At 51.5% G+C, this 14,055-nt stretch carries 9 protein-coding genes and 4 pseudogenes; 7 read left to right on the top strand and 6 right to left on the bottom strand.

Translation table 11 applies throughout. The annotated features are described in order from the left end of the window. Positions 1 to 333, top strand: a pseudogene (locus BHE85_RS01085) (IS1-like element IS1X2 family transposase); the annotation flags it as partial. A gap of 166 nt (positions 334 to 499) precedes the next feature. On the opposite strand, the gene BHE85_RS01080 reads toward BHE85_RS01085, so the two are convergent. Then, complete coding sequence (locus tag BHE85_RS01080; RefSeq protein WP_001295493.1) at positions 500 to 844, bottom strand: RidA family protein; 345 nt, start codon at positions 842 to 844, stop codon at positions 500 to 502. A gap of 131 nt (positions 845 to 975) precedes the next feature. On the opposite strand from BHE85_RS01080, the gene BHE85_RS01075 reads away from it, so the two are divergent. The 5 genes and pseudogenes from BHE85_RS01075 (at position 976) to rnd (ending at position 7,344) form a co-directional block, all read left to right on the top strand. Then, positions 976 to 2,886 (top strand): ATP-dependent DNA helicase, encoded by a 1,911-nt coding sequence (locus BHE85_RS01075; RefSeq protein WP_000128847.1) that lies wholly within the window; start codon positions 976 to 978, stop codon positions 2,884 to 2,886. 57 nt (positions 2,887 to 2,943) lie between these two features. Next, positions 2,944 to 3,639: a tRNA (adenosine(37)-N6)-threonylcarbamoyltransferase complex dimerization subunit type 1 TsaB gene (gene tsaB, locus BHE85_RS01070; protein WP_001220988.1), complete on the top strand. Its 696-nt coding sequence runs from the start codon at positions 2,944 to 2,946 to the stop codon at positions 3,637 to 3,639. A gap of 39 nt (positions 3,640 to 3,678) precedes the next feature. Continuing rightward, the gene (gene yeaY / locus BHE85_RS01065; protein WP_000290559.1) at positions 3,679 to 4,260 is read left to right on the top strand and encodes a Slp family lipoprotein YeaY; all 582 of its coding nucleotides are present in this window, start codon (positions 3,679 to 3,681) and stop codon (positions 4,258 to 4,260) included. Positions 4,261 to 4,464: 204 nt separating this feature from the next. Next, positions 4,465 to 6,149 (top strand): annotated as a pseudogene (fadD, locus tag BHE85_RS01060) (long-chain-fatty-acid--CoA ligase FadD). Positions 6,150 to 6,229: 80 nt separating this feature from the next. After that, a pseudogene (gene rnd / locus BHE85_RS01055) lies at positions 6,230 to 7,344 on the top strand (ribonuclease D). A gap of 53 nt (positions 7,345 to 7,397) precedes the next feature. Here the strand turns inward: rnd and yeaX are convergent. The 4 genes from yeaX to dmlA form a co-directional block, all read right to left on the bottom strand. Next, positions 7,398 to 8,363: a carnitine monooxygenase reductase subunit YeaX gene (gene yeaX, locus BHE85_RS01050; RefSeq protein ID WP_001287031.1), complete on the bottom strand. Its 966-nt coding sequence runs from the start codon at positions 8,361 to 8,363 to the stop codon at positions 7,398 to 7,400. 55 nt (positions 8,364 to 8,418) lie between these two features. After that, positions 8,419 to 9,543, bottom strand: coding sequence for a carnitine monooxygenase, oxygenase subunit YeaW (gene yeaW, locus BHE85_RS01045; RefSeq protein WP_000067827.1), 1,125 nt, complete (start codon positions 9,541 to 9,543; stop codon positions 8,419 to 8,421). A gap of 31 nt (positions 9,544 to 9,574) precedes the next feature. After that, positions 9,575 to 11,185: a BCCT family transporter YeaV gene (yeaV, locus tag BHE85_RS01040; protein ID WP_000987524.1), complete on the bottom strand. Its 1,611-nt coding sequence runs from the start codon at positions 11,183 to 11,185 to the stop codon at positions 9,575 to 9,577. 249 nt (positions 11,186 to 11,434) lie between these two features. Continuing rightward, entirely contained in the window at positions 11,435 to 12,520 is a 1,086-nt protein-coding gene (dmlA, locus tag BHE85_RS01035) for a multifunctional D-malate/3-isopropylmalate/tartarate dehydrogenase (RefSeq protein ID WP_000978512.1), read from the bottom strand. A gap of 102 nt (positions 12,521 to 12,622) precedes the next feature. Between dmlA and dmlR the strand changes: the two genes are divergently transcribed. After that, entirely contained in the window at positions 12,623 to 13,546 is a 924-nt protein-coding gene (gene dmlR / locus BHE85_RS01030; protein WP_001061578.1) for a DNA-binding transcriptional regulator DmlR, read from the top strand. A gap of 188 nt (positions 13,547 to 13,734) precedes the next feature. Here the strand turns inward: dmlR and BHE85_RS01025 are convergent. After that, a pseudogene (locus BHE85_RS01025) lies at positions 13,735 to 14,055 on the bottom strand (IS4 family transposase); the annotation flags it as partial.

Below are 14,055 nucleotides of genomic sequence, written 5' to 3'. Positions count from 1 at the left end.
TGGCTGTTTTACGCGTATGACAGGATACGGAGGACGGTTGTGGCGCACGTCTTCGGTGAACGCACTCTGGCCACACTGGAGCGTCTTCTGAGCCTGCTGTCGGCCTTTGAGGTCGTGGTATGGATGACGGATGGCTGGCCGCTGTATGAATCACGCCTGAAGGGAAAGCTGCACGTTATCAGCAAGTGTTACACTCAGCGCATTGAGCGACATAATCTGAATCTGAGACAACATCTGGCAAGGCTGGGACGGAAGTCACTGTCGTTCTCAAAATCGGTGGAGCTGCATGACAAGGTCATCGGGCATTATCTGAACATAAAACACTATCAGTAAGTTGGAGTCATTACCAGTTAGCTTTATAGCTAAAATTGAAATTATAAAAATAAATAATGAATTAGCAGGAGCATCAACAGTAATATCTTAATCTCTGGTCGATTTATGTAAAACCGACCAGTATTATCGATAAATGATCGTCTGACTTATTTTGCTTCGATAAAGCTTACACCGCAGCCACAATCTTAATTTCAACTTTATACTTCGGGTTCATCAGCCCCGCTTGCACCGTGCAGCGCACCGGCGCATGACCCGCCACAACCCAGGCATCCCACGCTTTATTCATCGCCGCGAAGTCGTTTTTATCAGCCAGGAAAATGGTGGCATCCAGAATGCTCGATTTATTGCTGCCCTGTTTTTCCAGCACGGCGTCAATCTGCGCCAGCGTGTTGGCGGTTTGCTCAAAAGCATCGGCGTCGAGGTTTTCCGGTACACCAGTGTAGTAGAGCGTGTTGTTGTGGATTACTACATCAGACCAGCGGGCTTCAGCATCGATACGAACGATAGTCATCATTTTGTCCTCATTATACTTCCATTTTCGTGCTGCAAAGACTGCCACAATGTGAGGTTGCCGTCACCACTTCAACTGGCGAAAGCGCCCTCATCCTGACATAATCCCCGTTCAAATCAACAGGGGGTAGTGTGACGGACGATTTTGCACCAGACGGTCAGCTGGCGAAAGCGATACCAGGCTTTAAGCCGCGAGAACCACAGCGACAGATGGCGGTAGCCGTCACCCAGGCGATAGAAAAAGGCCAGCCGCTGGTGGTGGAAGCAGGAACCGGTACGGGCAAAACCTACGCTTACCTGGCTCCTGCGCTGCGGGCGAAAAAGAAAGTCATTATCTCGACCGGCTCAAAAGCGTTGCAGGATCAGCTCTACAGCCGCGATTTGCCAACAGTCTCAAAGGCATTGAAATATACGGGCAACGTGGCGCTGCTGAAAGGGCGCTCAAACTACCTCTGCCTCGAACGTCTCGAACAGCAGGCGCTGGCGGGGGGCGATCTGCCGGTACAAATCTTAAGCGATGTGATCCTGCTGCGCTCCTGGTCTAATCAAACAGTCGATGGTGATATCAGCACCTGCGTCAGCGTGGCGGAAGATTCACAGGCGTGGCCGCTGGTTACCAGCACCAACGACAACTGTCTTGGCAGCGACTGCCCGATGTATAAAGATTGCTTTGTGGTCAAAGCACGTAAAAAAGCGATGGACGCCGATGTGGTGGTGGTAAACCATCATCTCTTTCTGGCGGATATGGTGGTTAAAGAGAGTGGATTTGGCGAACTGATCCCGGAAGCGGACGTCATGATCTTCGACGAAGCCCACCAGCTACCGGACATTGCCAGCCAGTATTTTGGTCAGTCACTCTCCAGTCGACAACTGCTCGACCTGGCAAAAGACATCACCATCGCCTACCGCACCGAATTAAAAGACACCCAGCAGTTACAAAAGTGCGCTGATCGTCTTGCCCAGAGTGCGCAGGATTTTCGTCTGCAACTCGGTGAGCCAGGTTATCGCGGTAACCTGCGTGAGCTGTTAGCTAATCCGCAAATTCAGCGGGCATTTTTACTGCTCGATGACACCCTGGAACTTTGTTATGACGTGGCGAAACTGTCACTGGGGCGTTCCGCCTTGCTGGATGCGGCATTTGAGCGCGCTACGTTGTATCGCACACGGCTGAAGCGGCTAAAAGAGATCAATCAGCCGGGCTACAGCTACTGGTACGAATGCACTTCGCGCCATTTTACTCTGGCTCTCACGCCGCTCAGCGTGGCGGATAAATTCAAAGAGTTAATGGCGCAAAAGCCTGGTAGCTGGATCTTCACCTCAGCAACGCTGTCGGTGAACGACGATCTGCATCATTTCACCTCGCGGCTTGGGATAGAACAGGCGGAGTCGTTGCTATTGCCAAGCCCGTTTGATTACAGCCGCCAGGCGTTACTCTGTGTGCCGCGCAATCTGCCGCAAACCAACCAGCCAGGTTCTGCTCGCCAGTTAGCGGCAATGCTGCGACCGATCATCGAAGCTAACAACGGTCGTTGTTTTATGCTTTGTACCTCGCACGCCATGATGCGTGATCTGGCCGAGCAGTTCCGCGCTACCATGACGCTTCCCGTTTTGTTGCAGGGGGAAACCAGCAAAGGGCAACTGTTGCAGCAATTTGTCAGCGCCGGTAACGCGCTTCTTGTGGCAACCAGTAGTTTCTGGGAAGGGGTGGACGTGCGTGGCGATACATTGTCATTGGTGATTATCGACAAGTTGCCGTTTACCTCACCGGATGACCCGCTGTTAAAAGCGCGCATGGAAGATTGCCGTTTGCGCGGTGGCGACCCGTTCGATGAAGTACAACTGCCGGATGCGGTGATTACTCTCAAGCAGGGGGTAGGGCGACTGATTCGCGACGCCGACGATCGCGGGGTTTTGGTGATTTGTGACAATCGGCTGGTGATGCGCCCTTACGGCGCGACGTTTCTCGCCAGTCTGCCGCCCGCGCCGCGCACCCGTGACATTGCCCGTGCGGTTCGTTTCCTTGCGATACCATCCTCCAGGTAATTTGTTACGGAGTATGGTATGATGCGCGCCTTTTTATTGATCTAAGCACGAAGACCCATGCGAATTCTGGCTATCGATACCGCGACAGAGGCCTGCTCTGTCGCCCTGTGGAACGACGGTACTGTCAACGCTCATTTTGAGCTTTGCCCTCGTGAACATACTCAACGAATCTTACCGATGGTGCAGGATATCCTGACCACCAGCGGAACTTCCCTGACTGATATTAACGCTCTGGCTTACGGGCGCGGCCCCGGTAGCTTTACCGGCGTGCGCATTGGTATTGGCATTGCGCAAGGGCTGGCACTTGGCGCAGAGCTGCCGATGATTGGCGTCTCCACGCTAATGACAATGGCGCAAGGGGCGTGGCGCAAAAACGGCGCAACCCGCGTGCTGGCTGCCATTGATGCGCGGATGGGCGAAGTTTACTGGGCCGAATATCAGCGTGATGAAAACGGTATCTGGCGCGGTGAAGAAACCGAAGCCGTACTCAAACCCGAACTCGTTCATGAACGAATGCAACAGCTTTCCGGCGAATGGGTAACGGTAGGGACGGGCTGGCAAGCCTGGCCGGATCTCGGTAAAGAGAGCGGGCTGGTTTTGCGCGACGGAGAAGTTTTACTGCCAGCGACGGAAGATATGCTGCCGATTGCGTGTCAGATATTTGCCGAGGGTAAAACGGTGGCGGTGGAACATGCCGAACCGGTTTATTTACGTAACAACGTCGCATGGAAGAAACTTCCGGGCAAAGAATGAATCTTAAGAGTATGCTCTGAGAAAAAAAGGAGTCGCATCATGGCGGTTCAAAAGAATGTTATCAAAGGCATACTGGCAGGTACGTTTGCGCTAATGCTGAGCGGTTGTGTCACTGTGCCGGACGCCATTAAAGGCCGCAGTCCCACGCCGCAACAAGATTTAGTTCGGGTGATGAGTGCGCCGCAGCTGTACGTTGGTCAGGAGGCACGCTTTGGTGGCAAAGTGGTTGCGGTACAAAACCAGCAAGGGAAAACCCGCCTGGAAATTGCTACCGTACCGCTGGACAGCGGAGCCAGACCGACGCTGGGAGAACCTTCTCGCGGTCGCATTTATGCCGATGTGAACGGTTTTCTGGACCCGGTGGATTTCCGTGGACAACTGGTTACGGTAGTCGGGCCAATCACTGGTGCGGTTGACGGCAAAATCGGCAATACGCCCTATAAATTTATGGTGATGCAAGTAACGGGTTACAAACGTTGGCATTTAACCCAGCAGGTGATTATGCCGCCTCAGCCGATTGATCCATGGTTTTATGGCGGTCGTGGCTGGCCCTATGGCTACGGCGGATGGGGCTGGTATAATCCCGGTCCCGCGAGAGTACAAACAGTTGTAACTGAATAATTGCTTGTTTTTAAAGAAAAAGAAACAGCGGCTGGTCCGCTGTTTCTGCATTCTTACGGTAAAGATAAAAATAAATAGTGACGCGCTTCGCAACCTTTTCGTTGGGTAATTATCAAGCTGGTATGATGAGTTAATATTATGTTAACGGTATGTATATCATTTGGGGTTGCGATGACGACGAACACGCATTTTAGAGGTGAAGAATTGAAGAAGGTTTGGCTTAACCGTTATCCCGCGGACGTTCCGACGGAGATCAACCCTGACCGTTATCAATCTCTGGTAGATATGTTTGAGCAGTCGGTCGCGCGCTACGCCGATCAGCCTGCGTTTGTGAATATGGGGGAGGTGATGACCTTCCGCAAGCTGGAAGAACGCAGTCGCGCGTTTGCCGCTTATTTGCAACAAGGGGTGGGGCTGAAGAAAGGCGATCGCGTTGCGTTGATGATGCCTAATTTATTGCAATATCCGGTGGCGCTGTTTGGCATTTTGCGTGCCGGGATGATCGTCGTAAACGTTAACCCGTTGTATACCCCGCGTGAGCTTGAGCATCAGCTTAACGATAGCGGCGCATCGGCGGTTGTTATCGTGTCTAACTTTGCTCACACACTGGAAAAAGTGGTTGATAAAACCGCCGTTCAGCACGTAATTCTGACCCGTATGGGCGATCAGCTATCTACGGCAAAAGGCACGGTAGTCAATTTCGTTGTTAAATACATCAAGCGTTTGGTGCCGAAATACCATCTGCCAGATGCCATTTCATTTCGTAGCGCACTGCATAACGGCTACCGGATGCAGTACGTCAAACCCGAACTGGTGCCGGAAGATTTAGCCTTCCTGCAATACACCGGCGGCACCACAGGTGTGGCGAAAGGCGCGATGCTGACTCACCGCAATATGCTGGCGAACCTGGAACAGGTCAACGCCACCTATGGGCCGTTGCTGCATCCAGGTAAAGAACTGGTAGTAACGGCACTGCCGCTGTATCACATTTTTGCCCTGACCATTAACTGCCTGCTGTTTATCGAACTGGGTGGGCAGAACCTGCTTATCACTAACCCGCGTGATATTCCAGGGTTGGTAAAAGAGTTAGCGAAATATCCGTTTACCGCTATCACTGGCGTTAACACCTTGTTCAATGCGTTGCTGAACAATAAAGAGTTCCAGCAGCTGGATTTCTCCAGTCTGCATCTTTCCGCAGGCGGTGGGATGCCAGTGCAGCAAGTGGTGGCAGAGCGTTGGGTGAAACTGACCGGACAGTATCTGCTGGAAGGCTATGGCCTTACCGAGTGTGCGCCGCTGGTCAGCGTTAACCCATATGATATTGATTATCATAGTGGTAGCATCGGTTTGCCGGTGCGTCGACGGAAGCCAAACTGGTGGATGATGATGATAATGAAGTACCACCAGGTCAACCGGGTGAGCTTTGTGTCAAAGGACCGCAGGTGATGCTGGGTTACTGGCAGCGTCCCGATGCTACCGATGAAATCATCAAAAATGGCTGGTTACACACCGGCGACATCGCGGTAATGGATGAAGAAGGATTCCTGCGCATTGTCGATCGTAAAAAAGACATGATTCTGGTTTCCGGTTTTAACGTCTATCCCAACGAGATTGAAGATGTCGTCATGCAGCATCCTGGCGTACAGGAAGTCGCGGCTGTTGGCGTACCTTCCGGCTCCAGTGGTGAAGCGGTGAAAATCTTCGTAGTGAAAAAAGCTCCATCGCTTACCGAAGAGTCACTGGTGACTTTTTGCCGCCGTCAGCTCACGGGATACAAAGTACCGAAGCTGGTGGAGTTTCGTGATGAGTTACCGAAATCTAACGTCGGAAAAATTTTGCGACGAGAATTACGTGACGAAGCGCGCGGCAAAGTGGACAATAAAGCCTGAGCGTTAAGTCAGTCGTCAGACGCCGGTTAATCCGGCGTTTTTTTGACGCCCACTAAAGAGAAAACAATTTGAATTACCAAATGATTACCACGGACGATGCGCTGGCTTCTTTGTGTGAAGCCGTCCGTGCCTTTCCGGCGATAGCCCTGGATACTGAATTTGTTCGTACGCGCACTTATTACCCGCAGCTGGGGTTGATTCAACTTTTCGATGGCGAGCATCTGGCGCTAATTGATCCTCTCGGGATCACCGACTGGTCACCGCTGAAAGCGATCCTGCGCGATCCGTCCATCACAAAATTTCTCCATGCAGGCAGTGAAGATCTGGAAGTGTTCCTCAATGTCTTTGGCGAATTACCACAACCCTTGATTGACACGCAAATCCTTTCTGCCTTCTGCGGACGCCCGATGTCATGGGGTTTCGCTTCCATGGTGGAAGAGTATTCCGGCGTTACGCTGGACAAGAGTGAATCGCGCACCGACTGGCTGGCCAGACCGCTGACCGAACGTCAGTGTGAATACGCAGCGGCGGATGTCTGGTATCTGTTACCGATCACCGCCAAGCTTATGGTAGAAACGGAGGCCTCGGCTGGCTACCTGCGGCGCTGGATGAATGCCGCCTGATGCAAATGCGTCGTCAGGAAGTCGTTGCGCCGGAAGATGCCTGGCGTGATATCACCAATGCCTGGCAGTTACGCACACGCCAACTGGCCTGTCTGCAACTGTTAGCCGACTGGCGACTGCGCAAGGCGCGAGAGCGTGATCTGGCGGTGAACTTTGTCGTGCGTGAAGAGCATTTGTGGTCGGTCGCGCGTTATATGCCGGGAAGTTTAGGCGAACTGGACAGCCTGGGTTTATCCGGTAGCGAAATCCGCTTTCACGGTAAAACGCTGCTGACGCTGGTGGAAAAAGCGCAGACATTGCCGGAAGAGGCCTTACCGCAGCCGATGCTTAACCTGATGGACATGCCTGGTTATCGTAAAGCGTTTAAAGCGATTAAGTCGCTGATTACTGACGTGAGCGAAACGCATAAGATCAGCGCCGAATTGCTGGCATCGCGTCGGCAAATCAACCAACTGCTGAACTGGCACTGGAAACTGAAACCGCAGAACAATTTGCCGGAGCTGATTTCCGGCTGGCGTGGTGAGCTGATGGCGGAAGCATTACACAATTTATTGCAGGAATATCCGCAGTAAAATCTTCCGAAGCCGGACTGGGCGCGCTCAGCGCCACATCCGGCTTTGGCAAACTACAAATCCAACACCAGGCGTTTACCCTTCGCACGCGAACAACAGATCAACATACTTTGCTGGCTGGCACGCTCTTCATCGCTAAAATACTGATCCCGATGGTCAGCTTCACCTTCCAGTATTGCTGTTTCGCAGGTTCCGCATACCCCTTCACGACATAAACATTCCACTTTCGCGGCTTTATTATTTTCAATAACCTGCAAAATAGTCATCTCTTCCGGCACCACAAACTCTTTTCCGGAACGGGCAAGCACCAGGGTAAAGGCATCGCCGGTTTTGTCTTCGATAGCAAATTGCTCAAAGTGCAGCGTATCGGCGGCGATGTCCAGACGCGCAGCTTCACTTCTTACCGCTTCATTTAGCGCCTCGGGACCACAGGTATAAACGTGTGTGCCAGGTTCGATATCCGCCAATAATCGCGCTAATTCCAGTCGTGTTCCGGTTGATGAGTGATGCAAGTGAACTTTCTCAGCCTGCGGATGCTGGACTAGCTCATCACGAAATGCGCAACTTTCTGGATTTCGCGAGCAGTAATGTAGCTGCCAGTCGACGTCGCTGTGTTGCAGCTCTGCCATGTGCGACAGGAAAGGGGTGATACCAATACCGCCCGCGATAAACAGATGCTTTCTGGCTGAGGGAATTAGCGCAAACAGGTTATTAGGCGTTGAAATCGTTAACCGATTGCCCACTTTTACCTGCTGATGCAAAAAGCGGGAACCGCCGCGCGAGTTTTCCTCCAGCCGAACGGCAATCTGATAACAAGAGGTGTCATGCGGCGAACTCAGTAGTGAATACGCATTGCTGTACTGGTTATCACCATCGCTCATCTGCACAATGACGTGACTTCCTCCGGTGAACGCAGGCAGCGGTTTGCCATCGGTTGCCACCAGCGTGAAGCGTTTCACCTGTTCGGTAAGGGGTTCAACCTGGCTCACCTGTACTTCAAACATTTGATAGTCTGACATTGCTGTACTCCATCAAAAATCAGCCCAGCAGCGGAAAATACCGCCGCCGATGTCATTAGTCCTTAAACACCTGCGCCAGCAGATTATGGAAATGGGCGATACCATGTTCGGAAATGCCACTACCGCTACTGTCGGCCATGATGCGCCCCTGACCACGATAGCCACGCGATTTCAGCCCTTTCTGTACGCTTTCAACCAGACGTAAATCTTCCGGACGGAACACATCGCGATACCACTCAATCAGCGATTTTTGCTCGTCGGTTAACTCTTCATTGGTGAAGTAAATATCGTAGTTTTGCAGGGTAGTTTCAGAATCCACCGGGAATTCATAAATGACCGTCATCATCCCTTTGATCGGGGTGACGTTCAGCATCGTGCACGGCCACAGCCAGAAACCGTGGAATGCCGCATCCGTACCCTCTTCAAATTTAAACGACTGTTCGGACGGTTTGGCGAAACCGTATTGCAGCGTCCAGTTACCGTGCATGGTGTGCCAGTAACGATCAACCTGTACGGAGTCGGAGAAACCTGGATGCGCCGGACCACAGTGATAGCACTCGAGATAGTTATCGACAATGTTCTTCCAGTTGGCAGACGTGCGGGTGGTAAAGCGGGCCGCCAGTTTCAGATCGTGGACTTCCGGGCAGGCTTCCAGCACTTTCGCGCCCAGACCGGGTAACTGATCTTCTACGCTGGTGGCGTTGGGGTCCATGTTGATGAAGACGAATCCGGCATATTCTTCCAGACGCACCGGAACCAGTTGCGCTTTGTCGCTATCGAAATTGGCGACGTTTTCGCAGTTACGTGCATGGGCCAGATTGCCATCGAGTTTGAATGCCCATGCGTGATACGGGCAGGTAATCACATTTTTTGCTTTTCCTTCACCGCTCAACAACTGATGACCACGGTGCGGACACACGTTATAGAACGCGCGCAAAACCTTATCACGACCGCGTACCAGCACGATGCTTTCGCCAATGATCTCACGCGTCACATAATCATTGGCATTCGCCAGTTCGCTGCTGTGAGCGACGCAAATCCAGCTTTTGGCGAAGACGTTCTCTTTTTCGTGTTCAAACGCGTTCTGATCGGTATAAAAACGGGCAGGAATGGTCCACGCCTCTTGCGGGTTAGCGCAAAAATTTTCGGGTAGTACAAAGTCAGGGCTCAGATTGCTCATAGGGATACCTTTATCGTTAGGATGATGGCGCTCAGTTGTCGCCTTTGAATACGGTTCCCGCAGGGATCACTGGTGTTTTTTCCAGGGCTTCAACCGGTGTCTGCGGGAGATAATGTTCAACTTGATGAGCCGGAATGTCGGCGTAATCCTGTTTCAGCCAGCGAATAAATCCGCCGACTTTCACCAGTAAAATGACGAGGAAGGGAAGGGCTGTGAGCACGACGGTGGTTTTCATCGTTTCCAGCGAAGCACCGGTAAACAAGATGGAAAGCGGGATCAGAGTGATCACCACGCACCAGAAAAGACGCAGCCCACGGTCAGGATCGTCACCTTCCTGGAGATTACGCGTACTGGTCGCCGCCATGGTGTAGGCCACTGCATCCATATGCGAGGCAAGGAAAATAATCATCACGCCCAGGTATGCGGCGAGGAACAATTTACCGGCTGGCAACGACATCAGAACTTGCTGTACAGCTGTTTCGCCGCCCAGTGTTTCCAGCACCTGTGGGACGTTGATTACGCCATTGATAAACTGATGAATGGCATAGCTTTCCATTACGCCGAAGAAGAACCAGCAACCGACGGTGCTGCCGAGGATCAGTCCCCAGATAACTTCTTTAATCTTACGACCGCGGGAAACGCGGGTGACAAACATTGCTACGCCAGGGGTGTATGAGATCCACCACAGCCAGTAGAAAACGGTCCAGTTGCGGGTAAATGAACCATCGCCAAGCGGATCGGTGAATAAGCTCATTTGCAGGAAGTTTTGCGTGGTCAGGCCGATGGCATTGATGATGCTGTTGGTAATAAATTCGGTTGGGCCGACAATCAGCACCAGTAATGGCAGCAGGAACGCGCCCCAGCCAACCATTTTGCTCAGACGTTGCAAACCGTTGTTGATACCAATCCACGAGCTTAGGCAAAAAATGCCGCCAGAAAGCAGGATCACAAATGCCTGCACGGTGAAGTTGTCGGGTAAACCTGTCAGTGCGGAAAGTCCACGAGTAAAGGTTGCTGCGGTGACAACAAGGGAAATAGTCAGTGCGCCGACAGTGGCGATCAGGAACATCAAATCAACCAGTTTTCCCCATGGGCCTTGCGGGCGAACGCCGGTAATAGCAGCAATAATGCCGGAAAGGCTCAGACCTTTGTTTTTCCGCACATGAAAGTGATAAGCCATGATTAATGAGGCCAGCGTATAAGTTGCCCAGGCGCTGATGCCCCAGTGGAAGAAAGAGTAGGGAACGCTAAATTCGAGTGCCTGTTGTGAACGCGGTGCGATATTTAATCCAGGTGTTTGATAATAATAGGCCCATTCAGCAACCCCCCAATAAAGCGTAGAAGAACCTAAACCGGCACAAATAAACATAAACAGCCAGGAGAGCGTGCTGTATTCCGGTTTTCCTTCGCCAAGACGAATATTGCCGTATTTACTGGTGGCTAAATAAATCACCAGTCCCATTGCCAGCAAAACCAATACCTGTACGGCGGAACCTAACGTACGCGTAACAAAAGTGTATATTGCGTTGGCCGCGTCGGCCGATTGTTGTGGGAAAAGGCTTAATGCAGCTGCGATGAAAAGAATGGCCACCAGGCTGATGCTTATCAGCGGCACATCTTTTTTCTTAACATTGCTCATCATGAGTCATCTCCTGGGCATAAAAGCCCGTCTCTGGCTTTTGCCAGTTGTAATTATTTGCAGGGTAATGAGTTGTATGTTGTGTTTAACAAATTGATTATTTGAATATTACATAAATTAAACAATTAAGAATGCGGAAAGCCATAAAACACGAAACGGAAACAATAAAAGGTGAAATGACGCAGGTTATTTACTGCAAAGAACGAATAAAAAACCGCGTCAGTGACGCGGTTCAAATAAACTGGTTTGACCTTAACGCAAAATAATTTTGCAAATCGCGTCGGCAACCTGTGGCGTGGTGGCATTGCCTTTCATATCAGGTGTTTTCGGCCCGTGAGCAATCACTTCTTCAATTGCTGCCAGAATACCGTTATGCGCTTGCTGGAAACGCTCATCGCCATTGCCGAGAAAATCGAGCATCATTGCCCCGGCCCAAATCGTGGCGATAGGGTTAGCAATATTTTTCCCGTAGATATCCGGCGCGGAACCGTGGACAGGCTCGAAGAGCGACGGGAAAGTGCGTTCCGGATTCAGGTTGGCGGATGGGGCAATGCCAATGGTGCCGGTGCAGGCCGGGCCAAGATCGGAAAGGATATCGCCAAACAAATTGGACGCCACCACCACATCGAAGCGTTCCGGCTGCATCACAAAACGCGCGCAGAGAATATCAATATGCTGCTTGTCCCAGCGGATCTCCGGGTAATTCTCGGCCATTGCTTCCACTCGCTCATCCCAGTACGGCATGCTGATGGCTAAACCGTTCGATTTAGTGGCATAAGTTAGCGTCTTACGTGGGCGGCTTTGCGCAAGTTCGAAGGCATAACGCAAAATGCGATCGACACCACGACGTGTAAATACCGATTCCTGAATGACGACTTCATGCTCTGTACCTTCATTCACTCTACCGCCGAGCGAGGAATATTCGCCTTCGGTGTTTTCCCTGACCACGTAAAAATCGATGTCGCCAGGCTGTTTTCCCGCCAGCGGGCAGGGAACGCCAGGAAAGAGACGAACCGGGCGCAGGTTGATGTACTGGTCGAATTCACGACGAAATTTCAGCAGCGAACCCCACAACGAAATATGGTCCGGAACGGTATCCGGCCAGCCGACGGCACCAAAATAGATGGCGTCGAAACGGCTAAGTTGCTCATGCCAGTCGTCCGGCATCATTTTACCGTGATGGCTGTAATACTCGCAGCTCGCCCACCCCATTTGCTCAAAACTCAAGTCGAAGCCCCAGCGCTCAGCGGCAGCCTGTAACACGCGAATCCCTTCAGGAAGGACTTCTTTACCAATCCCGTCTCCCGGGATCGCAGCAATACGCATCGTTTTCATCATTGGGTTCTCACTTCCTGACCATCAAAATTGACAACATCACCATCCTATAATTGACGGAAAAGGAATTAATCCCCGTAACTGGTGAAACATAAAACACGAATCATGAATAATTTACCGCTGCTGAATGATTTGCGCGTCTTTATGCTGGTGGCTCGTCGGGCTGGTTTTGCCGCCGTGGCGGAAGAACTGGGCGTTTCACCGGCGTTCGTCAGCAAGCGCATCGCCTTGCTGGAGCAAACGCTAAACGTGGTGTTGTTACACCGCACCACCCGCCGCGTCACCATTACCGAAGAAGGAGAGCGGATTTATGAATGGGCGCAGCGGATTTTGCAGGATGTCGGTCAGATGATGGACGAACTTTCTGACGTGCGTCAGGTGCCACAGGGGATGCTGCGTATTATCAGCAGCTTTGGTTTTGGACGACAGGTGGTGGCTCCGGCGTTATCAGCGCTGGCGAAGGCGTATCCGCAACTGGAATTACGTTTTGATGTGGAAGACCGGCTGGTCGATTTGGTCAATGAAGGTGTCGATCTCGATATTCGCATTGGCGATGACATCGCCCCTAATTTAATCGCCCGCAAACTGGCGACCAATTACCGCATTCTCTGCGCGTCGCCGGAATTTATTGCGCAACATGGCGCGCCGAAACATTTAACCGATCTTTCTGCATTGCCGTGCCTGGTCATTAAAGAGCGCGATCATCCTTTTGGTGTCTGGCAATTACGCAATAAAGAAGGCCACCATGCGATTAAAGTCACCGGCCCACTGTCGTCTAATCATGGAGAAATTGTCCATCAGTGGTGTCTCGATGGGCAGGGGATTGCTCTGCGTTCCTGGTGGGATGTTAGCGAAAACATTGCCAGTGGTCATTTAGTGCAAGTGCTACCGGAATATTACCAGCCAGCGAACGTCTGGGCCGTTTATGTTTCAAGGCTGGCGACGTCAGCGAAAGTGCGGATAACGGTAGAATTTTTACGCCAGTATTTTGCCGAGCACTACCCGAATTTTTCACTGGAGCATGCCTGATTAATGATTCAATTATCGGGTTGATATCGGGTTAAAACCTGATTTTCTCCTTTCTAAGCCGCTACAGATTGGTTAGCATATTCACCTTTAATCGCGCATGATCGAAAGATAATTAAAGAGGTTAATGTGTTCGCTGAATACGGGGTTCTGAATTACTGGACCTATCTGGTTGGGGTAATGCCAGTCAGTTAAGCAACTGACTGGCTCTTTTTCGGGGCTGTGGGGTATTTCCAGGGCCTCTCCTTTACCACTCTCGGAAGGCCCTTCCCCTTCTCGTCGGTAATTTCACAAGTTGTCCCATACTTGCAAGATCGCGCATCAGCTCCGGTATACGTCCCGGTGAAGCGCCCTGCAATGTCATCAGCATTCTCATCACCATTCCGCATGATTCTGAGAAACTCAGTTGATTCGGCCAGTAACCTTTCAGATGTTCCGCCATTTTAATCATCTGATATCTCACCAGATTATAAGCCAGTAAGACACCCCACAGCTCTTGCTCCACAAGCTCC

This window comes from Shigella sp. FC1567 (assembly GCF_001743015.1).
Lineage (GTDB): Bacteria > Pseudomonadota > Gammaproteobacteria > Enterobacterales > Enterobacteriaceae > Escherichia > Escherichia coli.
The sequence above is the reverse complement of the archived record's forward strand: the minus strand, read 5'-3'. Positions and strand labels throughout refer to the sequence as shown.

What these genes read in the sequence shown, in the direction of transcription:
- dmlA (WP_000978512.1), bottom strand. Translation starts at nt 12,520, where the DNA reads ATGATGAAAACGATGCGTATTGCTGCGATCCCGGGAGACGGGATTGGT.
- yeaV (WP_000987524.1), bottom strand. Translation starts at nt 11,185, where the DNA reads ATGATGAGCAATGTTAAGAAAAAAGATGTGCCGCTGATAAGCATCAGC.
- dmlR (WP_001061578.1), top strand. Translation starts at nt 12,623, where the DNA reads ATGAATAATTTACCGCTGCTGAATGATTTGCGCGTCTTTATGCTGGTG.
- tsaB (WP_001220988.1), top strand. Translation starts at nt 2,944, where the DNA reads ATGCGAATTCTGGCTATCGATACCGCGACAGAGGCCTGCTCTGTCGCC.
- yeaY (WP_000290559.1), top strand. Translation starts at nt 3,679, where the DNA reads ATGGCGGTTCAAAAGAATGTTATCAAAGGCATACTGGCAGGTACGTTT.
- yeaX (WP_001287031.1), bottom strand. Translation starts at nt 8,363, where the DNA reads ATGTCAGACTATCAAATGTTTGAAGTACAGGTGAGCCAGGTTGAACCC.
- yeaW (WP_000067827.1), bottom strand. Translation starts at nt 9,543, where the DNA reads ATGAGCAATCTGAGCCCTGACTTTGTACTACCCGAAAATTTTTGCGCT.
- BHE85_RS01080 (WP_001295493.1), bottom strand. Translation starts at nt 844, where the DNA reads ATGACTATCGTTCGTATCGATGCTGAAGCCCGCTGGTCTGATGTAGTA.